At 43.9% G+C, this 23,734-nt stretch carries 22 protein-coding genes; all 22 read right to left on the bottom strand.

Annotated features, from left to right (window positions below; translation table 11 throughout):
* Positions 1-8 precede the first annotated feature (8 nt).
* The gene (gene rimP, locus ACDZ28_RS27135; protein ID WP_042128863.1) at positions 9-476 is read right to left on the bottom strand and encodes a ribosome maturation factor RimP; all 468 of its coding nucleotides are present in this window, start codon (positions 474-476) and stop codon (positions 9-11) included.
* Between the two features lie 199 nt (positions 477-675).
* Positions 676-5,004 (bottom strand): PolC-type DNA polymerase III, encoded by a 4,329-nt coding sequence (locus tag ACDZ28_RS27140; protein WP_375103289.1) that lies wholly within the window; start codon positions 5,002-5,004, stop codon positions 676-678.
* Positions 5,005-5,274: 270 nt separating this feature from the next.
* The gene (gene proS / locus ACDZ28_RS27145) at positions 5,275-6,723 is read right to left on the bottom strand and encodes a proline--tRNA ligase (protein ID WP_042128866.1); all 1,449 of its coding nucleotides are present in this window, start codon (positions 6,721-6,723) and stop codon (positions 5,275-5,277) included.
* Positions 6,724-6,748: 25 nt separating this feature from the next.
* Complete coding sequence (gene rseP / locus ACDZ28_RS27150) at positions 6,749-8,023, bottom strand: RIP metalloprotease RseP (protein ID WP_076119569.1); 1,275 nt, start codon at positions 8,021-8,023, stop codon at positions 6,749-6,751.
* A gap of 247 nt (positions 8,024-8,270) precedes the next feature.
* The gene (locus tag ACDZ28_RS27155) at positions 8,271-9,410 is read right to left on the bottom strand and encodes a 1-deoxy-D-xylulose-5-phosphate reductoisomerase (RefSeq protein ID WP_042128870.1); all 1,140 of its coding nucleotides are present in this window, start codon (positions 9,408-9,410) and stop codon (positions 8,271-8,273) included.
* A 20-nt stretch (positions 9,411-9,430) separates the two neighbouring features.
* Complete coding sequence (locus ACDZ28_RS27160) at positions 9,431-10,234, bottom strand: phosphatidate cytidylyltransferase (RefSeq protein ID WP_042128872.1); 804 nt, start codon at positions 10,232-10,234, stop codon at positions 9,431-9,433.
* Positions 10,235-10,255: 21 nt separating this feature from the next.
* Positions 10,256-11,023 (bottom strand): isoprenyl transferase, encoded by a 768-nt coding sequence (locus tag ACDZ28_RS27165; RefSeq protein ID WP_042128874.1) that lies wholly within the window; start codon positions 11,021-11,023, stop codon positions 10,256-10,258.
* A 78-nt stretch (positions 11,024-11,101) separates the two neighbouring features.
* The gene (frr, locus tag ACDZ28_RS27170) at positions 11,102-11,656 is read right to left on the bottom strand and encodes a ribosome recycling factor (protein ID WP_042128876.1); all 555 of its coding nucleotides are present in this window, start codon (positions 11,654-11,656) and stop codon (positions 11,102-11,104) included.
* Positions 11,656-12,384, bottom strand: coding sequence for a UMP kinase (gene pyrH, locus ACDZ28_RS27175; RefSeq protein WP_036688491.1), 729 nt, complete (start codon positions 12,382-12,384; stop codon positions 11,656-11,658). Before pyrH ends, frr begins: the two co-directional genes overlap by 1 nt.
* A 105-nt stretch (positions 12,385-12,489) precedes the next feature.
* Positions 12,490-13,140, bottom strand: a complete 651-nt coding sequence (gene tsf / locus ACDZ28_RS27180; RefSeq protein WP_042128879.1) for a translation elongation factor Ts — start codon at positions 13,138-13,140, stop codon at positions 12,490-12,492.
* A gap of 132 nt (positions 13,141-13,272) precedes the next feature.
* Entirely contained in the window at positions 13,273-13,974 is a 702-nt protein-coding gene (rpsB, locus tag ACDZ28_RS27185; protein WP_036688493.1) for a 30S ribosomal protein S2, read from the bottom strand.
* Between the two features lie 161 nt (positions 13,975-14,135).
* On the bottom strand, positions 14,136-14,780 hold the full coding sequence (locus tag ACDZ28_RS27190; protein ID WP_375103290.1) for an endolytic transglycosylase MltG: 645 nt from the start codon (positions 14,778-14,780) through the stop codon (positions 14,136-14,138).
* On the bottom strand, positions 14,777-15,355 hold the full coding sequence (locus ACDZ28_RS27195; RefSeq protein ID WP_076119565.1) for a hypothetical protein: 579 nt from the start codon (positions 15,353-15,355) through the stop codon (positions 14,777-14,779). The genes ACDZ28_RS27190 and ACDZ28_RS27195 overlap by 4 nt, the downstream gene beginning before the upstream one ends.
* Positions 15,356-15,401: 46 nt before the next feature.
* Positions 15,402-15,716, bottom strand: coding sequence for a hypothetical protein (locus ACDZ28_RS27200; protein ID WP_249923541.1), 315 nt, complete (start codon positions 15,714-15,716; stop codon positions 15,402-15,404).
* A 145-nt stretch (positions 15,717-15,861) separates the two neighbouring features.
* Positions 15,862-17,265 (bottom strand): DUF342 domain-containing protein, encoded by a 1,404-nt coding sequence (locus ACDZ28_RS27205; protein ID WP_042128888.1) that lies wholly within the window; start codon positions 17,263-17,265, stop codon positions 15,862-15,864.
* A gap of 28 nt (positions 17,266-17,293) precedes the next feature.
* Positions 17,294-18,082: a FliA/WhiG family RNA polymerase sigma factor gene (locus tag ACDZ28_RS27210; RefSeq protein WP_042128890.1), complete on the bottom strand. Its 789-nt coding sequence runs from the start codon at positions 18,080-18,082 to the stop codon at positions 17,294-17,296.
* A 188-nt stretch (positions 18,083-18,270) separates the two neighbouring features.
* Positions 18,271-18,681 carry a hypothetical protein gene (locus ACDZ28_RS27215; RefSeq protein WP_341113671.1) on the bottom strand — a complete coding sequence of 137 codons (411 nt, stop codon included), beginning with the start codon at positions 18,679-18,681 and terminating at the stop codon, positions 18,271-18,273.
* Between the two features lie 2 nt (positions 18,682-18,683).
* Positions 18,684-19,181, bottom strand: a complete 498-nt coding sequence (locus tag ACDZ28_RS27220) for a chemotaxis protein CheD (protein ID WP_042128892.1) — start codon at positions 19,179-19,181, stop codon at positions 18,684-18,686.
* Positions 19,174-19,767, bottom strand: a complete 594-nt coding sequence (locus ACDZ28_RS27225) for a chemotaxis protein CheC (protein WP_375105424.1) — start codon at positions 19,765-19,767, stop codon at positions 19,174-19,176. The genes ACDZ28_RS27220 and ACDZ28_RS27225 overlap by 8 nt, the downstream gene beginning before the upstream one ends.
* 36 nt (positions 19,768-19,803) lie before the next feature.
* A complete protein-coding gene (locus ACDZ28_RS27230; protein WP_042128895.1) occupies positions 19,804-20,265 on the bottom strand; it encodes a chemotaxis protein CheW in 462 nt (153 codons plus the stop codon).
* Between the two features lie 27 nt (positions 20,266-20,292).
* Positions 20,293-22,365 carry a chemotaxis protein CheW gene (locus ACDZ28_RS27235; protein ID WP_375103291.1) on the bottom strand — a complete coding sequence of 691 codons (2,073 nt, stop codon included), beginning with the start codon at positions 22,363-22,365 and terminating at the stop codon, positions 20,293-20,295.
* 34 nt (positions 22,366-22,399) lie between these two features.
* The gene (locus ACDZ28_RS27240) at positions 22,400-23,731 is read right to left on the bottom strand and encodes a chemotaxis response regulator protein-glutamate methylesterase (protein WP_375103292.1); all 1,332 of its coding nucleotides are present in this window, start codon (positions 23,729-23,731) and stop codon (positions 22,400-22,402) included.
* Between the last annotated feature and the right edge of the window lie 3 nt (positions 23,732-23,734).

Genomic DNA, 23,734 nt, shown 5'->3' on the forward strand with positions numbered 1-23,734 from the left:
TCAAGACGTTAAAAAATAATGGCCAATCTCGCGCTTGCGACTTTGGCGTACGGTACTACATGTTCTTTTTTGCCCGCGGAGATGAGCAGTTCCTCGTTCTCGAACGAGAGCAAACGACCTTCAAATTCTTTGAGTCCTTGAATCGGCTCATAAACAGTCACATACACGTCCTTGCCTACCGCTTTAGCTACATCCGCAGCTTTTTTGAGAGGACGCTCTGCTCCCGGTGAGGAAACCTCAAGGAAATATGCCTCAGGGATAGGATCATTCTCATCCAACTGCTGACTGAAATATTCGCTAATGCTGCCGCAGTCATCAATATCAATGCCGCCTTCTTTATCTACGAATATACGCAGAAACCAATTGGAGCCTTCCTTCACGTATTCAACGTCCACCAGTTCGAAACCATTGTCGTCGAGATAGGGCCCGAGCATCTGCTCTACCGTTTGTTTAATTTTAGATTTGGGTGTGCTCAAAAGAAAATTACCTCCACGAACTTGTCTTTTGCTATATACCAAAGATAAAGAGTGGGTTTCCCCACTCTTTACACAACGGACTTATCTCATTATTACCAAAGAAATTATACCATAGTGAGTCTGGACTGACAAGTGCTAGCCCTTGACTCCCCCTTTGGAGCTCTCTTCTCTAGCCATGAAATAAGTGTTGTTAAAGCCTTTAAAATAGGGAAAGTTGATTGCTTTCCGGTAAGCCGCGGAAGCAGCCCATATTGGTCAGCAACTCAATAACTGTCTTACTCGCCTTGGATTTCTGCTGGAAATCCTCAATAGAAAGGAACTCCCCAGCATCTTTCGCAGCGGCTATATTGATAGCGGCATTCTCACCAATTCCCGCTAATGCGGAAAACGGAGGAATCAAACTGGTTCCATCCACAATAAACTTATTCGCTTCCGAACGGTAAAGATCAATATTTTTGAATGTAAATCCACGTGCCGTCATCTCCAAAGCCATCTCAAGGACAGGCAACATAGCCTTTTCCTTAGGCAAAGCTTGAAATCCTTTTTGCTCAATTTCTACGATCTGACGGTTGATAGCTTCATATCCCTTACAGCACAGTTCAATATCAAAATCCGCTGCGCGTACAGAGAAATAGGTCGCATAATACTCAATAGGATGATACAGCTTGAAGTAGGCGGTACGTACTGCAGAAATAACGTATGCAGCCGCATGCGCCTTCGGGAACATGTATTGAATCTTCAGACAAGAATCAATATACCATTGCGGAACCTTGCACTTTTTCATTTCCTCGATCCATTCGTCAGACAATCCTTTACCTTTACGAACACTCTCGGTAATTTTAAAGGCCAAGCTCGCATCCATTCCCGCTTTATAAATTAAGAAGAGCATGATGTCATCACGACAACCGATAACTGTCTTAATGTTACAAGTGTTATTCTTTATAAGCTCTTGCGCATTCCCAAGCCAAACCCCAGTACCATGTGACAAACCAGATATTTGTAGTAAGTCAGCAAAGCTGGACGGTTTTGACTCAATAAGCATTTGTCGTACAAACTTGGTACCCATTTCGGGCACTCCGTATGTCGCAACCGGCGATCTGATTTCGTCAGGTCTTACGCCAAGTGCATCTGTAGAGTTAAACATGCTCATTACCTTCGGATCATTCATCGGAATTGAGGTTGGATCTACACCTGTCAAATCCTGCAGCATCCGCATCATCGTCGGATCATCATGACCCAGAATATCAAGCTTCAGCAAATTGGCATCAAAAGCGTGATAGTCAAAGTGTGTGGTCTTCCATTCGGCATTGACATCATCCGCCGGGAATTGCACTGGTGTAATGTCTTCTACCTCCATATAGTCTGGAACAACGACTATACCGCCGGGATGCTGTCCCGTACTGCGTTTAACACCTGTACAGCCAGCCGCTAGACGCCCAACTTCAGCTCCGCGCCAACGTTTCTGGTGCAATTCTTCGTATTTTTTTGCAAAACCGAAGGCAGTCTTCTCAGCTACCGTACCAATCGTTCCAGCACGGAATACATTTTTCTCACCAAACATTTCTTTGGTAAAGTTATGTGCATTCGGCTGATATTCCCCTGAGAAGTTCAAGTCGATATCGGGAACCTTATCCCCTTTAAATCCAAGGAAGGTCTCAAACGGAATATCCTGGCCTTCACCTTTGAGCTTCTCGCCGCAATCCGGACAGTCTTTGTCTGGTAAATCGAACCCGCTTCGCACACTACCGTCCAGGAACCATTCACTATGGCGACACTCGGGGTTTAGGCAAATATAATGCGCAGGCAAAGGATTAACTTCTGAAATCCCAAGAAATGTAGCTACTACAGAAGAGCCTACAGAACCCCGCGAGCCTACGAGATATCCATCTCGATTTGATTTTTTAACGAGACGTTCAGAAATCAAATAGTTGGCAGAGAACCCGAATTTAATAATCGGAGCAAGCTCTTTCTCCAAACGGGCAATGACTACCTCAGGCAGTTCTTCACCGTAAATGGATTTGGCAGTGTTATAACAGGTCTCGCGAATTTCTTCGTCCGCCCCTTCAAGAATTGGTGTAAATAGCTTATCTGGAAATAACTCCAGCTCTTCAAAACGTTCTGCCAGCTCAACTGTATTCGTAACCACGACTTCCATCGCTTTTTCAGCACCGAGAAATTCGAATTCAGACAGCATTTCATCCGTTGTGCGGAAGTGTGCATCCGGTTTACGTTGGTCTTTAAGCGGACTAAAGCCTGTGATCCCATTAATCGTAATATCACGATACAGCTTGTCCCGGGGTTCAAGATAATGCACATTCCCCGTCGCTATAACAGGTTTATTTAACTGTTCACCTATTTCGCAAACCTTGAGGACTACATCGCGAAGCTCATCAGGACCTGCTACAAAGCCCTTGTCCACCAAATGCATGTACATGGTCAATGGCTGAATCTCCAGCACATCATAAAAATGAGCAACCTCCATGGCTTCCTCAGTCGTTTTGTTGAGTACTGCTTCAAAAAACTCACCACGTTCACAACCGGAAATTACGAGTAGTCCATCTCTATGCTCTTCCAGCTTGGATTTAGGAATACAAGGTACACGTTTGAAATATTCCGTATGAGACATGGAAATGAGCTTATAAAGATTTTTTTTGCCCACCTGATTAAGTGCATAGATATTACAGTGAAACGGTCTTGTATTCGAAAGATCATTACCCACATAATCGTTCAGTCTATCAAGGCGAGTCATGCCCTTCATCTTTTCAGCATCCGCAAGCAATCCTGTTAAAATACCACCGAGTGCTATGGTATCGTCTATCGCGCGGTGATGGCTTTCCAGAAGAACTTTATATTTATCGGCTAATGTGTTCAGCCTGTGATTCTTCATGGTTGGAAATAGTAACCGTGCGAGCTCAAGTGTATCAAGAGACGGATTTGGAAGCACAGGTTCACCTATTTTACGTAATGAGGCCTGAATAAAACCCATATCAAATCTGGCGTTATGAGCGACTAGGATACTGTCACCCACAAACTCAACAAACTTACGCAACACTGGCTCCAGATCAGGAGCGTCCTTAACCATTTCATCCGTAATATTGGTCAATTGCTGAATATGATAAGGGATCTTCTCATGCGGGTTAACAAAAGTAGAATAACGATCTACTTCTTTGCCTTCGCACATTTTAATGGCCGCGAGCTCCGTAATATTATTGCGGGTAATCGATAACCCCGTGGTCTCTATATCAAACACTACATAAGTAGCTGTCTTCAAGTCCAAAGGCTGAGCATTCTCAACAATATTCACAGAGTCATTCACAACATTGGCTTCCACACCATAAATCATTTTTATCTTATGCTTATGAGCTGCATGGTTCGCATCTGGAAAAGCCTGAACCCCGCCATGATCAGAAATAGCAATTGCTGGATGACCCCACTGGGCAGCTGTTTTGACATAGCTAGTAATCGGAGTGACCGCATCCATCGTACTCATAGTAGTGTGAAGGTGGAACTCCACCCGTTTCTTAGGCGCCGTATCTTTCCTTGCAGGTGGTGCCTTAACTTCTGTTAAGTCCGATGGGATCATCACTAGCTCAGGAACTTGCATGAACCGGTCATATTCTACCTTCCCGCGTGCTCTTACCCATTTGCCATTAGCAAGCTGACTCATCACCTTAAGATCTTCCTTGGTCTTAGCAAACATCTTCATTTGCAAAGAATCGGTGAAATCTGTCAAGCTGAAGGTGAACAAGGTACTGCCATTGCGAAGCTCCTTACGGTCCAGACCAAAAATGGTACCTTGAATCGTAATTTTCTTCTCTTCATCTTGAATTTCAAGAATCGGTACAGCCTGTTCCTTAATTTCATACCCCACCTGAAGCTTAATTACTTCATTAGGATCACTATCATCAGGAGGTGCTTCTGTTTCTACTGCAGTCATCATTTGCTCAACGATCTCTCGTTGTTCCTGCTGAAGCTTTTGCTGAAATTCTTCGTAAGCTTCAATATTGTTATTTTCATTCTCCGCCATTAGCACTTTAACTTTTAGGGAGAGTCCGAAATACTTATCATAAAATTTAATAATTGCCCCATCGATGCCCTTTTTACGAGCAAGCTCCATGGAAGTGGAGTCACTCATTGTCAACATTAAAGTGTCATCTTTAAGCTCTTGGGTAGAGCGTGTCAGCCAGCCGTTAACCGAAGGGATCTCGCGGGTCACCCACTCCAGAAACAATCCCCAATATTCTTGAATTAGCTCTGCCCGACTGACTTTTTCATCATATACGAATAAAAAGCTAACTTTGGCAATATGCTGCAGCTTTTCGCGCATTCTGAGGCAAAATGTCCGGTATACCTGTGCTGGAACCAGACTTTCTTTTGAAATCACAACTTGCCAGTCTCGGTTACCGCGGCTGATCTCTACACGTTCTATATATCCATCTAAAAAGTAGGGATCCATGATTGCAGGTGGAATTTCACCTTGCTTCATCAAGAGCTCGAATCTTTTTCTTCTCTCCTGGTTTTGTTCCATGCTTTCCTCCCACCTTTAATAACTCCGTAAAACACTATCAATGATATTCAGTGAAAGTACAATATTTTAAGAAGAAACGACATTGTCGTCTTTTAAAGACAATAACGGTTCCTGTAAAAAATAGAAGGATAATTTATAGCGTAAGCCTATAAATTCATATATTTTAAAAAGCTTCTGGATTCAAAAAGCATTGGGTTCTTTCGGCCCGCTGACTCCTCTCTCCAGAAGCTAGATTAAAATACTACAAGACTGTTAATCGGTGCCAAAAGATTAATATGCCTTTGCAAAAACTACAGTATGCTCAGCTGGTTTACCACAGCAAATGCAGACTTGCTTTTTCTCCGCCGGATCGAAAGGAATGTTACGGCTGCCCGCACCTGTCTCTTCCTTAACTTTGGACTCGCATTCTTCGGAACCACACCAGCCAGCTAGTGCAAAGCCGCGTTTTTCTTCCATCGAAGCTTTCATTTCTTCCAAGGAATCAACAGAATAGAAATGATCCTCGCGGAATTTCAGTGCACGTTCGAACATTTCATTATGAACCTGCTCAAGCATTGCTTGTACCTCTTCAACAAGGTTCTCCTGCTGAATAATCTTCTTCTCACCAGTGACACGTGAGACTATAACGCAAACGCCATTCTCCATGTCGCGTGGTCCAAGCTCCAAGCGAACAGGTACACCACGCATTTCATATTCATTGAACTTCCAGCCTGGTGTTACATCTGAACGGTCGTCCACACGTACACGAACGCCGGCGTTCTTCAGCTCCTTGAACAGCTCGTCCGTCCGTCCAATCACGGCTTCGCGAGTTTTAGGTGGTCCAATAGGAATCATAATCACTTGAGTCGGTGCTACCTTAGGCGGCAGAACAAGACCACGGTCATCGCCATGCACCATAATTAGCGAACCAATCAAGCGTGTAGTGGATCCCCATGAAGTGGTATGCACATATTCCAGATTATTGTCGCGACTCAAATATTGGATTTCAAAAGCTGTTGCAAACTTGGTACCTAAGTAATGTGAGGTAGCAGCCTGAACAGCACGTCCATCTTTCATCATCGCTTCAATTGAATACGTATCTACTGCACCGGCAAAGCGTTCGGAAGGTGTCTTCTGTCCAGTAATTACCGGAATGGCAAGAAAAGTCTCGGCAAAATCACGGTAGTTATCCAGCATCTTCATAGTTTCTTCACGAGCTTCTGCTTCATTCTCATGCGCAGTATGCCCTTCTTGCCAAAGAAACTCAGTAGTACGGATAAATGGTAAAGTACGCTTCTCCCAACGAACCACATTCGCCCATTGATTGATTAGAACTGGAAGGTCACGATAGGACTGGATCCATTTAGAATACATATGCCCGAACATGGTCTCAGAAGTAGGACGGACTGCCAAACGTTCCTCAAGCACGTCACCACCAGCCTCAGTTACCCATGGCAGCTCGGGATTAAAGCCTTCAATATGATCCTTTTCCTTTTGAAAGAAACTCTCTGGAATGAACACTGGAAAATAAGCATTACGATGCCCAGTTTCCTTGAGGCGACGGTTCATTTCCTCCTGAATATGCTCCCATATTTCATAGCCCTCTGGCTTAAATACGATACAGCCACGGACAGGAGAGTAATCCATCAAGTCTCCTTTTTTAATAACATCAATATACCAGCGTGAGAAATCCTCGCTTTGCGGCGTGATTTCCGTAACGAATTGCTTATCTTTTGCCATGTAATGGAATGCCTCCCGAAGAAAATTAGCCGCTGATCAAACGTAATATATCATTATACGTAACAGCAATCATTAATAAGAATAACAGTGCAAATCCAACAAAGTGAACCATGCCTTCACGACTCGGATCTACAGGTTTACCACGTAAAGCTTCCACGCCTAGGAACGCCAAACGGCTTCCATCAAGTGCCGGAATCGGTAGTAGGTTAAAAATCCCCAGATATAGACTTAGGATAGCAGCCCAATAGGTAAGATACTGAATGCCTTGTTGAGCAATTTGACCGGTTACTTCAAAGGTTCGTACCGGACCTCCAATATCATCCATATTGAATTTATTGATCAATTGTTTAAAGCCCAGAAAGATAGCTTCAGTCGTATCGACCATCGCTTTACCTGAACCTGTCAACGTCTCGCCAACCCCTGCTTTACGGGTAGGCAGCTCAGGTGTAATCCCTATTTTCCCGCCTTCTTGTCCCTCCATGCTGCGAGGAACGAGAGTCACGTTAAGGGTCTCATCACCACGTTGCAGCGTCCATTTCATTTCTTTCCCTTTGGACTCCGAGGTTAAATCAATCATTTTTTGGTAATCGGCACCAATCTTCTCACCGTTAATGGAGACAATAATGTCACCCTTCTGCAATCCCGCCTCTTGAGCTGGCATTCCTGCAGAAACGTCGCCAATCTTAACATAAGTTGGATTCTCGACCGGAATACCAACCATTTGCAAATGGATGGCAAACAGAACAAAAGCTAACAGGAAGTTCATTACAGGACCCGCAACAATAGCCAATGCACGCTGACCCACGGTTTTGCTGCCGAATTGACGATCTTTAGGTGCAATCTGAGTCTGTTGCGTTCCTTTAATCATCATCGCTTGCGGATGAACGTCATAAGTAGTAACTTCGCCATCCACATCCAAGCGAATTTGCAGATCATTTTCGAGATCGGTATGCAGGGCCTCACCACGGATAACATTTTTACGTGTATCCAGTGCGTCCAGATAAATATTTTTTACTTTGTTATCCTGGCCGAGTCTTACCGCAATGGTCTGTCCTGAGCCAATTTCAATAATCTCTGGATCTTCACCAGCCATCCGGGCATAACCGCCAAAAGGCAGTAAACGCAGAGTGAACTGTGTCTCATTCCGTTTATAAGAAAACAGTTTCGGACCGAAACCGATAGCAAATTCCCTCACGAGAATACCGGCGCGTTTGGCAAAATAATAGTGACCCCATTCATGTACAGTCACCAGGACAAAAAACATGAGCACCGTTAATAAAACGACTTGAACCATTTCCAAACGTATCATCCCCCTTTAGGTGTAAGACCGAAGTATGTCCTCTTAATTTATCATTATTCTCCGATCAGGCACAAGAGAATCAACTGTCCCAACCTATTTTTAGGGCAAAGTAAGTATTTCCAGTCAAGCAATAACGCCATCGGCGTCCCTTAAGGAGACAGTACGCGTTTACGCGAGAAATATAAGGATAATGTATAAAGTGAAACTTATACTTTCTTATATTTTTAACAAGAGAGTTTCCTACGTTCTACAGCGATGCTGCCAGCTCACGAACACGTTTATCACAGAATTCAATTTGTTCCAAATTCGGATGGTCCTCGTTAATATGACGATGCAGCACTTCCCCAATGATCTCCTCAATGCGCAGAAATGGGATCTCATGGCTCAAGAAACGAGCAACAGCGATTTCATTTGCCGCATTAAAAGCAGTAGTTGCAGTCCCTCCAGCTTTTCCACAATCCATGGCTAGCTTAAGTGCAGGGAACCGTTCAAAGTCCATTTCTCGGAAAGTCAAACGCCCAATTTCAGCTAACGATAAACGCTGGGCCGGTGACTCCCAGCGTTCGGGATACGTGAGTGCATATTGAATTGGGACACGCATATCGGGATTCCCAAGCTGAGCAATAATGCTGCTATCGCGGAACTCCACATAAGAATGAATGATACTCTCTGGATGCAAAAGTACATTTACTTGTTCATAAGGTAGACCGAATAGCCAATGCGCTTCAATTACCTCAAGCCCCTTATTCACCATTGTAGCAGAATCAATCGTGATTTTCGCGCCCATGCTCCAATTCGGATGACGAAGTGCATCTTCTACGGTTACATTTTTGAGTTGATCACGAGTGAAATCTCGGAAAGATCCACCAGAAGCTGTTAAAGTGATACACGCAATATCAGAAAGATTCTCACCATTTAAGCACTGAAAAATAGCGGAATGCTCACTATCAATAGGTAGCAACTTAACGCCCTTACGATTAGCCAGTTCAGTGACGAGATGTCCTGCGGTAACCAAAGTCTCTTTATTGGCTAGTCCAATATGTTTTCCTGCTTCGATAGCAGCTAATGTGGATTGGAGGCCTACACTACCCATAACAGCCGTTACGACCATTTCGGCGTCTCCACCCGCTGCTACCTCAACTAGGCCTTCATTTCCGCTGAATAGCTGTATGCCAGTAGGCAGACTGGATCTAATCTCATCTGCCAGTTCTTTTGTCGCAACAGAAACTCGACGTGGCTTAAAAAGACGAACTTGTTCCAGCAATAATGCTGTATTCGTTCCAGCCGCCAAGCCATCTACTTGAAAAGAGTCCGGGTGCATAGCGATGACATCTAGAGTCTGAGTGCCGATAGAGCCGGTGGAACCAAGAACACTTATTTTTTTCATAGTTATACCCTCTCCTCCCGTTAATAGTAAGGCATTAGCGTTACGATATGTACGAATGGAAATACGATAATCCAGCTGTCACATCGATCAAGAATACCGCCGTGACCAGGTAGAAGTGTGCCAGAATCTTTGATACCATACGCACGTTTATAGGCTGATTGCACAAGATCACCAAGCTGACCCATTACTGCACAAGAAAGCCCTATAAGAAGCGCTCGTCCTATCGCTAAATGCTCAGGAGCAAATATTGCAAAAATGATAGCGATCAGCATCGAGATCAGCACTCCACCTACTGCACCTTCCACCGTTTTGTTAGGACTGATGGCAGGCCAAAGCTTGTTTTTCCCCATGCTTTTACCAACAAAGTAAGCCCCGGCATCACTACCCCAAATGCAGAAAAGTAGCAAAAAAGTCCAGAACAAACCATGTCCGTCATCCGATGCACGAGCCATGGCCATATAAGAAAAACCCATTCCAATGTATACTATACCAGTAAACAGCAAGGCTGTTACTCGAATATCTAATTTATTTTTAGTAAAAACTGTAACTAAAAGGAACAACAGCAGCAGAATCCAAATTCCTTGTTCCCACGAAAACGGCGCAGAGACTCCTAGTAAATTCCAAGGGATCATGAAACTTAGGATGGCTGCATAACCAAGAACGGTAGAACCGGAAAGCGCAGGTATCCCTATCATTTTCACAAATTCATACAACCCGATAAAAGCCATGGCAGTAAGTAACAACTGATATGGCCAATTTCCTAATACGCATAAGCCTAAAAATAGTGCTCCGGCAACAATTCCGGTAATCAATCGCTGCTTCAAAGGTTTCCATCTCCTATCAAGCTACTTCAGTCCACCATAACGGCGTGTACGGCGTTGATATTCAGCAACTGCCTGATGCAAATGCTCCTTATCAAATTCAGGCCAATACACATCAGTAAACCACAGCTCAGAATAAGCAAGTTGCCATAGCATGAAATTGCTAAGTCGTATTTCTCCGCTTGTACGTATAAGCAAATCCGGATCTGGTAACCCACCTGATAACATCCGGCTATCGATTAGATCAGTCGTAATATCGTCCGGTGATAAGGCCCCTGATTGGATGTCCTTACCAATGCTGCGCATGCAGTCCTCAATTTCTTTGCGTCCCCCATAATTAAGAGCAAAATTCAATATAAGTCCAGTATTGCCCTGTGTCCGGGAAATCGCTTCTTCCATAGCTTTACGGGTGTATGAAGGCAATGCATCAGTATCCCCCATCATACGTACTTGGACATTCTTCTCAATCAGCTCATCAAGCTCAATGGCTAGAAACTCCACTGGCAAGCGCATCAGATAATCGACTTCTTCCTTTGGTCGTTTCCAATTTTCTGTCGAGAACGCATACATCGTCAAAAACTCAACACCCAGTTCGTCTGCAGCGATTGTAGCACGTTTAACAGCCTTCATGCCATTCTGATGACCCACAACGCGCGGCAACCCGCGTCGCTTAGCCCAACGCCCATTGCCGTCCATAATAACAGCCACATGCCGGGGAATGTTATCCGGTGAAATCTCGACTGGCTGTTGCCTGTCTTTACGGCTCAGCCACGCTTGAACCCGTTTGATCATTTCCGTTTCCTCCAAGCTCTTATCAGAAAGAGACAAACCCCACCATTAACGGAGGGGCCTTAAGTCTCTAGAATATCTTTATACTTCCATAATCTCTTTTTCTTTGGATACAAGCACTTTGTCGACTTCGGCTATGAACTTATCCGTTGTCTTTTGAATGTCTTCCTGATGGCCACGGGACTCATCTTCTGAGATACCGTTTTTCTCCATCTTCTTGATATCATCGTTAGCATCGCGGCGAATGTTGCGGATCGCTACTTTCGCTTCTTCACCAAATTTCTTCGTCAGTTTCACCAAATCCGTCCGACGTTCTTCAGTCAGCGGTGGGATAGAAAGACGAATAATTGTACCGTCATTGGCTGGCGTTAAACCGATATCCGATTTCATGATCGCCCGTTCTATGTCAGACATCGATGTTTTGTCCCAAGGTTGGATTAACAGTGTCCGGGTATCCGGAGTACTAATATTCGCCAACTGATTGATTGGGGTAGGAGAACCGTAATATTCAACTTGAATGCGATCCAGCAGTGATGTTGTAGCGCGTCCTGCACGCAATGTTGCCAAATCACGTTTCAGCGATGAAATCGCTTTTTCCATACGTTCTTCGGCATTTTTTTTGACCGATTGTGGCATTAATCTACACTCCCTTTAACAATCGTCCCGATCTTCTCACCGAGAACGACACGTTTGATATTGCCTTGTTCAGTAATGGCAAATACAATGAGCGGTATATTATTATCCATGCAAAGAGATGATGCTGTTGAATCCATAACACCAAGGTTTTTGTTCAGAACATCCATGTAAGTGAGCTGTTCAAATTTCTCGGCTGTGCTGTCTTTAAACGGATCTGCTGAATATACACCATCAACCTTATTCTTCGCCATCAGAATCACTTCTGCTTCGATCTCTGCCGCTCTAAGTGCTGCAGTAGTATCTGTAGAGAAGAACGGGTTACCTGTGCCTGCTGCAAAAATAACGACGCGACCCTTCTCCAAGTGGCGAATCGCACGACGACGAATGTACGGCTCAGCAATTTGCTGCATCGAGATCGAAGTCTGCACTCTAGTAGGTACATCGATTTGCTCTAATGCATCCTGCAGAGCAAGTGAATTCATTACTGTTGCCAGCATGCCCATATAATCTGCAGTAGCGCGATCGATGCCGCTTGCGCTGCCGGCGATCCCACGCCAAATGTTACCTCCGCCACAAACAATCGCAACCTGAACGCCAAGCTCTACAACTTCCTTGATCTGTTCAGCGATGGAAATAATCATGTCGGCATCAATACCATATCCGTTTTGTCCTGCCAAAGACTCTCCACTTACCTTAAGGACTACTCTCTTAAATACCGGCTGTTCCAAATGTATACCCTCACTTTCTGCAAAAGACGGAACACTACGTGTACGTGTTCCGCTCTTCTGATGCTTGCCTTTATTCAATTCTTCACATTTATGATGAAGCTGTTATTAATTATTAACTTGTGCCATAACTTCTTCAACAAAGTTATCAACTTTCTTTTCCAAACCTTCGCCTAGTTCAAAACGAGCAAAACGACGGATCGAGATGTTTTCTCCGATAGTGCTGATTTTTTCGTTCAGCAATTGGGAGATTGTTTTGTCAGGGTCTTTAACGAAGGTTTGCTCAAGCAAGCAATATTCTTCGTAATATTTTCCAATACGTCCTTCAACCATTTTTTCAATGATTTTCTCAGGCTTACCTTCGTTCAAAGCTTGAGCTTTCAGGATTTCTTTTTCTTTTTCTACATCTTCTTGTGGAACTTCTTCACGACGAACATAACGCGGATTTGCTGCAGCGATTTGCATAGCGATATCGCGAGCAAATTCCTTAAAGGAATCTGTTTTACCAACAAAGTCAGTTTCGCAGTTGATTTCTACAAGTACACCAATACGGCCGCCAGCGTGGATGTAAGATTCTACAACGCCTTCAGTAGCAATACGTCCTGCTTTGTTTGCTGCTGCGGACAGACCTTTTTCACGAAGCAATTCTGCTGCTTTAGTGATATCGTTATTAGCTTCTTCAAGCGCTTTTTTACAATCAAGCATACCAGCGCCTGTTCTTTCACGAAGTTCTTTTACTGCTTTTGCATCAACTGCCATTGTTTATTCCCTCCAGGTAATTGTCGTTTTCTTACATTATTTAAGGCCTTTATCCTAAAAAAAGGGCAGTGAGAGGTTATCCACCTGCCAACCACCCTTTTCATTTAAGTTCTTGTATGTGTTAGTCGCTACTTAAGCAGTAGTTGTGTCTTCGCCTTGGTGAGCTTCAACAACAGCGTCTGCCATTTTACCAGTCAACAATTTCACGGCGCGGATAGCGTCGTCGTTACCTGGAATTACGTAGTCGATTTCGTCTGGATCACAGTTAGTATCAACGATAGCTACGATTGGAATACCCAATTTGCGAGCTTCTGCAACTGCGATACGCTCTTTACGCGGGTCAATGATGAACAACGCGCTCGGTAGACCTTTCATGTTCTTGATACCGCCCAAGAATTTCTCAAGACGATCTTTCTCTTTGCGAAGAAGGATAACTTCTTTCTTAGGTAGAACTTCGAAAGTACCGTCTTCTTCCCAAGATTCCAATTTCTTCAAACGATCAATACGTTTTTGGATAGTTTGGAAGTTAGTAAGAGTTCCGCCCAACCAACGTTGGTTAATGAAGAACATACCTGAACGTTCTGCTTCTTCTTTTACGGAATCTTGTGCTTGTTTCTTTGTTCCTACGAATAGGATTGTGCCGTTGTCACCAGCGACGCTTTTTACAAAGTTGTAAGCTTCTTCTACCTTCTTGACTGTTTTTTGCAAGTCAATAATGTAAATTCCGTTTCTTTCAGTGAAGATATAACGATCCATCTTTGGGTTCCAACGACGAGTCTGGTGACCGAAGTGTACCCCAGCTTCTAGAAGCTGTTTCATGGAGATTACTGCCATCTTCACACACCTCCTAAGTTTGGTTTATTGTGTGTCTCCTCCGCCGTGCGTCATCTTTCAGCAAGACTTTCTTCAGAAGAAAGCACCCCTTGTCGAAATCAACCGGCGTGTGTTTTAACACCGTCAATTACTATACCATATTTTATTAGTGTATGCAACGATCATTGAAAACTAATTAATTTTTCTAATATAGAGTCTAGAGTCTCGTCTTTATTAAAGTTGTAAGAACCCGATTGTATTTTCTTGTTGATCCCGCGTTGATTGGCGGCTTTAAGAAAATCAGCCTTATCCTTAATGACCTCAGCCTTCTCCAAAATTTCTGCTGTTTTTGTTAGTGTGCTTCCTGAAGGTATACGAACAAATACCCCTGTATTCGCAGTGACTTTAGGCTCAACAGGTGTAACAGCAGACGGTGCTGTAGTGACCCCTGGCGTCTCAACAGTACCTTCTTTAGGGGTAGATGGCTCTTGTGGAGGGATAACCTTATTGGGGTTATCAGATACTGTAGGAGTTACTACAGGAGCGGGAGAAGCCGCTACTGCAGGCTCAGAAGGTGTCACATTCTCCTGACTTCCATCAGTTAGTCCGACATTCTCCTGATCTTGATCAGCCTCTTCCAAAGAAGCCTCATCTGAAGGGGATTCAGTAACTGCGTCGATAACCTTCAAGTTCAATTTCTCGGCTCCTTGTAATACTTGTTCCTTGGTCAGTGGAGCTGCCCCGCCGGATATCATTAATTGAAGCAGTAATGCTCCTGCTATTAGCCCTGTGCCAAGTCCAAACAAAAAAGAACGGTTCTTCATCATACCGATTCCTCCTGTTTGGCGAGTTGCAGAATCAGTTGCACTTCTCCCCGCTGAAGTCCAGCCGTCTTGGCAATGGAGTCTATCGATTTCCCCTGCTCATGCAGTTCAAACAATCGTGGATATCGCAATTTAATAGAACTAATAGGTTTTGCTTTCACCTCGGATTGTTTTGAACTCATTTCAGCCCCGACAGACGGATCCCCGCTCGCCGTAACCTTAATATACGAGCCCTTCTCAACCGAAACTTCCAACTCTCTTAACCTTTTTTCTTCGTCAGTTACCCGGCCTTCTAGTAGTACAGAGCTTTGCTGTAATTCTTTTAATTGAAGCTGCAAATCGCTAATCTGCCCTTGCATTGCATTATGATTAGTTTGAGATTGCTGTTTAATACTGCTGACTAGCTGTACTAGCTCTTCATTCTCGCGCTCTATGTCAGCCATATATAGCTCAAGCGCAGCCTCCGTTTCTTTGAGGCTCTGCTGTTCGGCTTTTCCTTCCTTCATACGTGCTGGAAGTAGAAGGGCATAAAGAATAGCGGCGACACCTACTAGCACAATATACACCCATGGTTGCAAGTGCCTTATCTCCTTTTACAAATCAAATATAATTTATAATTACTGATTAAAGACTCAGATCAATGCGTTGTCCTTTGTAAGGATGTTCCGCATCACGAGTTCCTGGCTTCGAACGTTTCTCAGAGGATGGATTCCCTCCGGAATGATGATTGCCTTTATCTCCGCCATCACGCAAAGCGGGTTCAGAGGATTCATCCACCTCAGAGCTTCGCATGGTCATTTCCTGGCTTTGCTTCACATTTTGTCCGGCCAGTTGATGCTGATCAATCGCGGGGCGCTGCTGAGATTCATTCTGAATCTTCCCCGCCTCCGTAGTCCGAGGTAGCGCAATTTGCAGTTCCACTGGTTTTAGGCTCATCATAACCCTCTTCTCATAAGAAGAAACGATGTTGTCGTCTTTTAGAGACGATAACCGTTTCTCGTAAAAATATAAGGATAATGTATAACGTGAAACCTATACTTTCTTAAATTTCAAGAATGGCCGGCCGCTAATGCTGCCCGCCTAATTAATTGTATGGCGTTAAGGATATATCACCTTCACTATAGGCAAACACAACTCGTTCGGTAGGGTCCTTTACAAATCGGGTATATCTGCCGATCATAATCTTGGATCCACCATAAATTGTCTTGATCACTTCAACTCTAGCTCTACCTGTATCTTCTAGCATTCTTTCAATCTCCAGCACGCGTTCTTTAATTCTTTTTTCCTCACGTTGATGAGATTGTTTAGTAGCATTCAATTTAACACGAAGCGCCACTTTATCCGCAGGTAGTTGACCGTTAGTTGCCAGTTGATTTAAGAGATACAGCGCTTTAGAAGTTTTGTCCTCATTTTCAAGCAACTGTCGTAGCGATTGACGTAGTTCGTTAATCTCATTTCTGAGTTCAGGCACTACACCTACCTCAATCGCAGTCGCTGTGGACATGGTATTGCCTATTGTGCGTGCCACAACTCTTTCCCCGGACTGAACAGTTCCGCCTACGATTAAACCCTTAGCACCGTTACAAAGCACATCCCTGCCCGCACGTATATTGGAATGCATAATACTCTGGGATACAATGACATCTTCACCAGCGGTAACATTGCCATCTTGAATGAATGAGACCTTTACATTCTTCCCAGCGGTTACATGTCCTTTGTTATAGCCGATAATTCCACCCGTGATTTCAATGGATCCACCAGAGATTAATTCTGCTCCCTCTACTCCACCAACTACACGAATATCACCAGCTGACTTTACAGAAAAGCCGGAAAGTACGTTTCCTCGAATAACAACAGTACCTACAAAATCTATGTTCCCAGTACTGTAATCCACATCACCATTCACTTCATATACAGGAAAAACATTGATTTTACCGCTATCGGTTAAAGTAACAAGACCGTCAATTGCGGCATACATCGATGTTCCATTGTTATCAACAAGTACATTCTTTCCGACTTTAAAATGAGCTTCCTTTCCAGCTCTGAAAGCAAGCTGATCCCCAGTTACAGTCTTTCCATGTTTACCAGGCTGAGCAGGGATAATTCTAGCGATCAATTTTCCTTTGAGCACGTTACGAAGCCGAACTAAATCCTTATAATCTACCTTACCATCCGCTTTTTCAAGCGGCTTGCGATCCTCTTCCAGATCAACAGTGAGCATTATACTTCCGTCGACTCCATTAACTGCTGGTTCACCCGTAGCAATAGCGACTTTGCTCCAAAAAAACTCCTCCGGATGACTACAAATACGTTCAACAACATCTCGCTGGATCCCGTAGCGAATATTGTGACTGTTCAGGAAGCTTTCCAATTCTGTAGGTGAGCAGGAAAATTTCTCATCTTTTTTGGAGAACTGCAAATACGCGATCCCTTTGTCATCCGAAAAAGTAATACTTAAGTACTGATCCAAAGCATTTTGACCGATCAATTTTGCTCCCCCTTGTCACCGCTAACGGTTAATCGTTCTGCATAAGTAGATCGCGATTTTTCTCAAGCGTTCCCCTCAGCCGTAAAATGGCCTTGGAATGAAGCTGCGAAATCCGTGAAGGAGATAATGACATGACCTCTGCGATTTCGCTCAATGATAAATCTTCATAATATAAAAGGGACACGACGGTCCGTTCTTTCACCGTTAATTTCTCAATACCTTTGGTGAGCGCTTCGCGTAAGTAGAACTCATTTACCTTGCTATCCGGATTCTTAGCTTTATCGTCCACCAGTATGGACATTCGGGTCTCTGATTCCTCTTCACGGATCGGGTCTTCTAGTGAACATAGTGACATAACAGCCACATCCTGCAACATATTTTGAAATTCTGTTACACTTATATCCAGGTATAGACTCATTTCCTCATCACTAACGGATCTTAGATACTTCTGTTCCAGTTGCTGATAAGCGTCCTCGATTTTTTTAGCTTTTTCTCGCACAGATCTAGGAACCCAATCACTTTGGCGTAAGGAATCTAAAATTGCACCGCGTACTCGCCAGGAAGCATATGTCTGAAACTGTAATCCTCGTTTGTAGTCGAATTTTTCAATCGCATCAATTAGTCCCATTACTCCATTGCTCGCTAGATCATCTTTAGAAACATTCTTGGGTAATCCCACAGCCAAACGGCTGGATACATAATCAACAATATGGAGGTAACTCTCTATCAGCTTCTTTTTGGCTTCAGGGTTATTGTGTTCTTTCCACTGTTCCCATAGCTCGTCAGTTTCCAATTGAGAAGCTTTACGCTCGTTCAATAGCTTTCACCCTTCCCAAAGTTTAGTCAGAGAGCTTGTCGCGGCGAAACCTGCCTTGTCACAAGCATAAACGCCTTCGGTGTCCTCGTATGGACGGCAGCGTTTAAGCGAGAAATGTAAGGATAATGTATAGTGGAAGCTTATATATCCTTATATTTTAAGATAACCGATTCCGCCACAGCGCTCGCTTATTCTTCTTTCAGGTGACGAACGGCCTTGGCCAATTCTTCAGGATCTTTCATAGAGACTAGTTTTGGGGGTGTAAGAGGCTTGAACCCCTCACTGTTCCCGCTTCCTTGTCCTGGCTTCGGTTTGAGCAGGTTGATTAACTCTTCATCCTCATCAGGGGTACTGATGTCTAGTTTCGCACCAAGTTCTTCTCCGTCCACATCCTGTTCAACTGGAGGCGAAGATTGATACATAATAAAACCCAATACCCATCTTAGGAGGAATGCAAGCAGAAACCATATGATAAATCCTAATAGGCTTCGTAATAAACTAGTGCCGAGAACATTATTACTATAGGTTACAAAAAATGTGAATACAAAACCTATCAAACCAAACAGCAAGTTTATTAAAATGTTTCCTATCATCTTCATATTTATATTTCCTTAGCGCCTTTTTGCACACTGCGGATGAACAATACACCAGTGTTGCAGGCAATTTCTATCGTACGGCCATAATTACCGCCCGTATCTTCCGCAATTAACGGAATTTTCAAGAGCTCAAGAGCAAGTTTACAAGATTCAACATTACGAGGCCCGATCCTCATGGTGTCGCTCCCCCCGGCAAAGGCAAACATTTGTGATCCTCCTGCCATCTTGGCCACGATCCGACTTCGAACCGCACCAAGTTCCAACAAACGGGATAAGAGCTCCGGCACTGCAGTATCTGCAAACTTAGCGATGTTTAATTGCCCTTCCCTAGCAATCTCAGAAGTAGGGAGCATTACATGCGCCATACCTGCGAGTTTTTTACCAGGGTCAAACAATGTCAATCCTACGCAGGAGCCAAGACCCGTTGTACGAATCAAACTATCCTGGCTTCCAATGTTAAGATCTGCCATCCCTACTTTAATGATGCTTTGTTCTTCAATCATTTTCAAACGGGACTCCTAGCGATTTGAAGATTTTCGGGAATGATTCCGGATCGGGAATAAGGAAAAATTGCCCTTCAATTTCGTTTTTCCCCTCAAAAAAGGTAGTATCGATCAACAATGCATCGTCGCCCATTTGCCCAAATTGCAGCAAACCGTAGCTTAGGATGGCTCCAGCCATATCCATGGCAAGTGCAGGAACTGTTGGATACATAGAAAGTGAGGTGAAGTCTGCAAGAGAAGATAGGTACGACCCGGCCAAAATATTTCCAATTTCACTCAGCGCAGAAAGCTCCATTTCTCCAAGCTCTTGGTCACTCAAAATCTCGATACCTGCGATGCGACTAAGTAAGTTCAAAGCCGCTTCCGGTGAAAGAATAAAAAACAGGTTGCCCGGAGCTTCACCCTCTACACGTAAGAAAACTGCATATACAAATTCTTCAGCTCCACCAACTTTGTCCGTAATCTCTTCAAAGTTGAGAAGCTGTACCTTGGGAACTGCCATATCAATCGGCTTATTCAAAAGCTGTGATAATGCGGTGGCTGCATTTCCAGCTCCAATATTCCCGACTTCCTTAAGCACATCCATTTTGAAATCCTTATAGTGCTTAAATAATTCCACAGGTTAGCCCTCTAGGCTTTCTAATTGAACGATTTCGCCTTTGTTAAGCACTTCTGACAAATTAAGCATGATCAGCAAGCGCTCTTCGCCTATCTTGGCCACCCCATCTAAATACTTTGCTTTGATGCCGCCAACAACATCTGGAGGTGTATCGATAGAATCTCTGTTCAAATCTATTACATCATTTGCTGAATCTACAATGAAACCTACTTCCATTTCATTAACAGATACGATAATTACACGAGTCTGATCCGTGTGCTCCGCCTCTTCAATCCCAAAGCGGCCCCGAAGGTCAATCACGGGAATAACAACTCCACGTAAATTAATTACACCTTTGATAAAAGAATACGTTTTAGGTACGCGTGTAATTGGCATCATACGCTCAATAGTCTGTACCTTCTCAACTTCGATACCGTATTCCTCTGAGCCTAATTTGAACACTATCACTTTAATATCTTCAGCCATGGAATGAACCTCCCTGTTCTATCCTAGTTATTTAATAAAAGCGTTCGGATCGATAATAAGTGCTACTTGACCATCTCCAAGTATCGTTGCACCAGATATCCCTTGAATTTCAGGTAAATATTTACCCAAATTCTTGATAACTATTTCGTTCTGACCAATAAAATCCTGTACAGCTAAAGCCACAAGACGTTCTCCCTTACGAACAACTACGATCTCTGTCTCTTCTTCAGTACTTTCGTCGTAATCAGGTACCGAAAATAGACGACTAAGCGAAACCAGTGGAATATGAGAATTCCGGAATTCTAACATTTTGTTGCCATGAATCGTACGAATCTGAGTGTTCTTCACGATTCCAGTTTCCACAATAGAGGATAATGGAATGGCATACTTCTCAGAGCCTAATCGAATAAGCATGGCCGCAATAATGGATAAAGTAAGTGGCAGCTGAACTGAGAAATTCGTTCCTTTTCCTGGAGAAGAATAGATGGTTACATTACCACCCAGAGAAGAAATCTTAGCTTTTACAACATCCAGCCCTACGCCACGACCAGAGACATCAGAAATAACTTCTGCTGTACTGAAACCTGGTGCAAATAACAATTGATAAGCTTCCTCATCCGTCATATTCGCTGCTTGCTCTTGCGTAATCACGCCTTTTTTCACAGCAGACTTCAGGACCTTCTCTGGATAAATACCTGTTCCATCTTCCTCGATTTCAATGAAAACATGATTTCCACTGTGGAAAGCTCGAAGATGAACGGTTCCAGTCTCCGGTTTACCTGCAGCAATGCGGTCAGCAATGGATTCAATCCCGTGATCCACCGCGTTACGCAATAAATGCACTAGCGGATCACCAATTTCATCGATTACCGTCCGGTCAAGCTCAGTTTCGGCACCCGTTACGATTAGATCTACTTTCTTGTCCAGCGACTTAGCTAGATCACGAACCATACGTGGGAACCGGTTAAATACGGTATCTACTGGAACCATTCGAAGCTTCATTACGATATTCTGTAGATCACCACTTACTCTGCCCATATGCTCTACGGTTTCCGTAAGATCACTATTCTGGACCTCTGAAGCCAGCTGCTCCAAACGAACTCGGTCAATCAGAAGCTCACTAAATAGATTCATGAGCACGTCTAAACGTTCGATATCTACACGAATTGTACGGGAAGGTGCCCCTCCTGTTTTGGCTGCTACCGGCTTATTACTTTCATCTTTGGTAGGTGATGGTTTAGCCGATGCTACTGGAGCAGGAGCTGCTTCCACCTCGACGGCTGTTGCGGCCACCTCTGACACAGCGGATGCAGATTCTTGACCAAGCATTTTCAAGGATTCTTGATCTAGTGCTACTGCCGTTACTTTATCAATTTCAGACAAATTCATAATCATCGCCTGAATTTGATCCGCGGTTTTTTGGGTTATGTAATAGAGTGAGAAGCTTTGGTCAAATTTCTCTTGTTCTATATCTTGAACGGATGGGAAGGATTTAACCACTTCACCCGAACGTTCGAGTAGATCGAACACCATGTATGCACGGACAGCCTTAAGTTGACAATCCTTACGGATTGTTACGTCCACATACAATGCATGATGCCCTTCCTGAATCGATTGCTCTAGAACAGAAAATTGGAACTCGTCCAAATGAATCGGAGTTTCACCTGCTTGTGCAGTAGGAGTTGCAGCAGCAGATGCTCCGCCGCCTTCAACAGGAATCTCTCCTCGAACAATAGCCTGTAGGGATGAAACAATGGCTGATACATCTGCTTTACCTTCGCCACCGCCAGTAATGTCCTCAACCATAGACTCTAAGGCATCCAAACTTTTGAATAACGTATCAAAAATAAAATCCTGCATGCGCAGCTTGTTATTACGTACAAGATCTAACACATTTTCCATTTGGTGTGTAAGTGAAGCCAAATCTTCAAAACCCATAGTTGCTGCCATACCTTTTAAGGTGTGCGCAGAGCGGAATATTACCTGTACGATACTAAGATCCTCAGGATTCGCTTCTAACCCCATCATGCTCTCGTTCAATGACTGCAGATGATCATTCGACTCATCAATAAACATGGATAAATATTGGTTCATGTCCATAGTAGAGCACCTCCCCTTCGAGTTCGCTTTTCCGTTATTTAACGGCTTGCACTAGCCTTGGAGCAATTTCTTGCAAAGGTAGTACATATTTGACGCACTGCAATTCCACCGCAGATCGCGGCATCCCGTATACGACACAGGTCTCTTCACTTTCAGCAGAAGTTGAGGTTACGCCTGAGTCATAGAGAGATTTCATCATCCTTGCACCATCACTGCCCATCCCTGTCATCAGCAACACATGCCGATCTAGCGATGTGAGTGGAAGCAATGATTCGAATAAAACATCCACTGAAGGTCGGTGGCCATTTCGTGCCTCCTCCTTCGTGAGTACAACTGCATATTGCCCTTTAGCTGATGGGGTAACTTGTAAATGATAACCTCCAGGCGCAATGTAAGCAGTCCCTTTTCGTAATATCATCCCCTGCTCTGCCTCTAACACTTCTAGCTGACTGAATGTATTCAGTCGCTGGGCCAGTGATTTCGTGAAGTTAGGCGGCATATGCTGCACAATGACTATCGGAGCCGGAAAATCTGCGGGAATCTTCTCCAGAAGCACCTTTAGTGCACGGGGGCCGCCTGTAGAACAACCGACAGCAACTAATTTTTGCAAATTCTTGCTACCAACCATTCGATCCGGAGGAAGTACCGGAGGATCAGAGGATACCTCCACTAAAGATTCTATCACCGGTTTGCGGGGAGTTGGTTTATTCTCTACTTTAGACTTTGGTTTGGTCTTTTCAGATATCGGTGTTTTAGCAGAGATTATTGGTTTAGTTGCTACTTTAGGGATAGTACTATCTAATGGCTGTTTTCCCCGAGGTTTCCTTACCCCTTCATTTTTGAGAGAAGATTTAAGCGTAGCCTTGGGTTTGTCTGGTATCGATCTTGTAGCAGTCGGCAGTAATGGCTCTAAAGGTGCAATGTCAGGCATCCTAAATGCAGATGCTCGCGCTTCTCGCTGCTCCCGAGCCAACATAGCTTCTTTCATTTGTTCTCTTAGGGATTCCCCTACTCCCGTTATATCCTGAGAGTTTGATATCGAAGGTTTACGAATGAAATCAAAAGCGCCCCATTCCAGTGCAAGAATGGTTTCCTTCATACCCTCTTCATTGATACCTGACAGCATAATCACTGGCAGCGGATCTGACGCCATTATTATTTTCAGCGCTTCCAGGCCGTTCATCTCCGGCATTTCCACATCCATGGTAACTAGATCCGGACGCAGCTTGTTAATTTTCTCGATAGCTTCACGCCCGTTTGTGGCTGTTGCCGTCACCTGAAAGTCAGCGTCATTTTCAATTAAATCGGAAATGATCTTGCGCATAAATGCAGAATCATCAACAACCAAAACTTTATATGGCTTCATATC

It is taken from the genome of Paenibacillus sp. RS8, assembly GCF_041956825.1.
Classification (GTDB): Bacteria; Bacillota; Bacilli; order Paenibacillales; family Paenibacillaceae; genus Paenibacillus_AQ.

Excerpts from the sequence above, each read along its gene's own strand:
- ACDZ28_RS27140 (WP_375103289.1), bottom strand. The coding sequence starts at position 5,004 with ATGGAACAAAACCAGGAGAGAAGAAAAAGATTCGAGCTCTTGATGAAG.
- proS (WP_042128866.1), bottom strand. The coding sequence starts at position 6,723 with ATGGCAAAAGATAAGCAATTCGTTACGGAAATCACGCCGCAAAGCGAG.
- ACDZ28_RS27155 (WP_042128870.1), bottom strand. The coding sequence starts at position 9,410 with ATGAAAAAAATAAGTGTTCTTGGTTCCACCGGCTCTATCGGCACTCAG.
- ACDZ28_RS27165 (WP_042128874.1), bottom strand. The coding sequence starts at position 11,023 with ATGATCAAACGGGTTCAAGCGTGGCTGAGCCGTAAAGACAGGCAACAG.
- frr (WP_042128876.1), bottom strand. The coding sequence starts at position 11,656 with ATGCCACAATCGGTCAAAAAAAATGCCGAAGAACGTATGGAAAAAGCG.
- tsf (WP_042128879.1), bottom strand. The coding sequence starts at position 13,140 with ATGGCAGTTGATGCAAAAGCAGTAAAAGAACTTCGTGAAAGAACAGGC.
- rpsB (WP_036688493.1), bottom strand. The coding sequence starts at position 13,974 with ATGGCAGTAATCTCCATGAAACAGCTTCTAGAAGCTGGGGTACACTTC.
- ACDZ28_RS27190 (WP_375103290.1), bottom strand. The coding sequence starts at position 14,780 with ATGATGAAGAACCGTTCTTTTTTGTTTGGACTTGGCACAGGGCTAATA.
- ACDZ28_RS27200 (WP_249923541.1), bottom strand. The coding sequence starts at position 15,716 with ATGATGAGCCTAAAACCAGTGGAACTGCAAATTGCGCTACCTCGGACT.
- ACDZ28_RS27215 (WP_341113671.1), bottom strand. The coding sequence starts at position 18,681 with ATGAAGATGATAGGAAACATTTTAATAAACTTGCTGTTTGGTTTGATA.
- ACDZ28_RS27220 (WP_042128892.1), bottom strand. The coding sequence starts at position 19,181 with ATGATTGAAGAACAAAGCATCATTAAAGTAGGGATGGCAGATCTTAAC.
- ACDZ28_RS27225 (WP_375105424.1), bottom strand. The coding sequence starts at position 19,767 with ATGGATGTGCTTAAGGAAGTCGGGAATATTGGAGCTGGAAATGCAGCC.
- ACDZ28_RS27230 (WP_042128895.1), bottom strand. The coding sequence starts at position 20,265 with ATGGCTGAAGATATTAAAGTGATAGTGTTCAAATTAGGCTCAGAGGAA.
- ACDZ28_RS27235 (WP_375103291.1), bottom strand. The coding sequence starts at position 22,365 with ATGGACATGAACCAATATTTATCCATGTTTATTGATGAGTCGAATGAT.
- ACDZ28_RS27240 (WP_375103292.1), bottom strand. The coding sequence starts at position 23,731 with ATGAAGCCATATAAAGTTTTGGTTGTTGATGATTCTGCATTTATGCGC.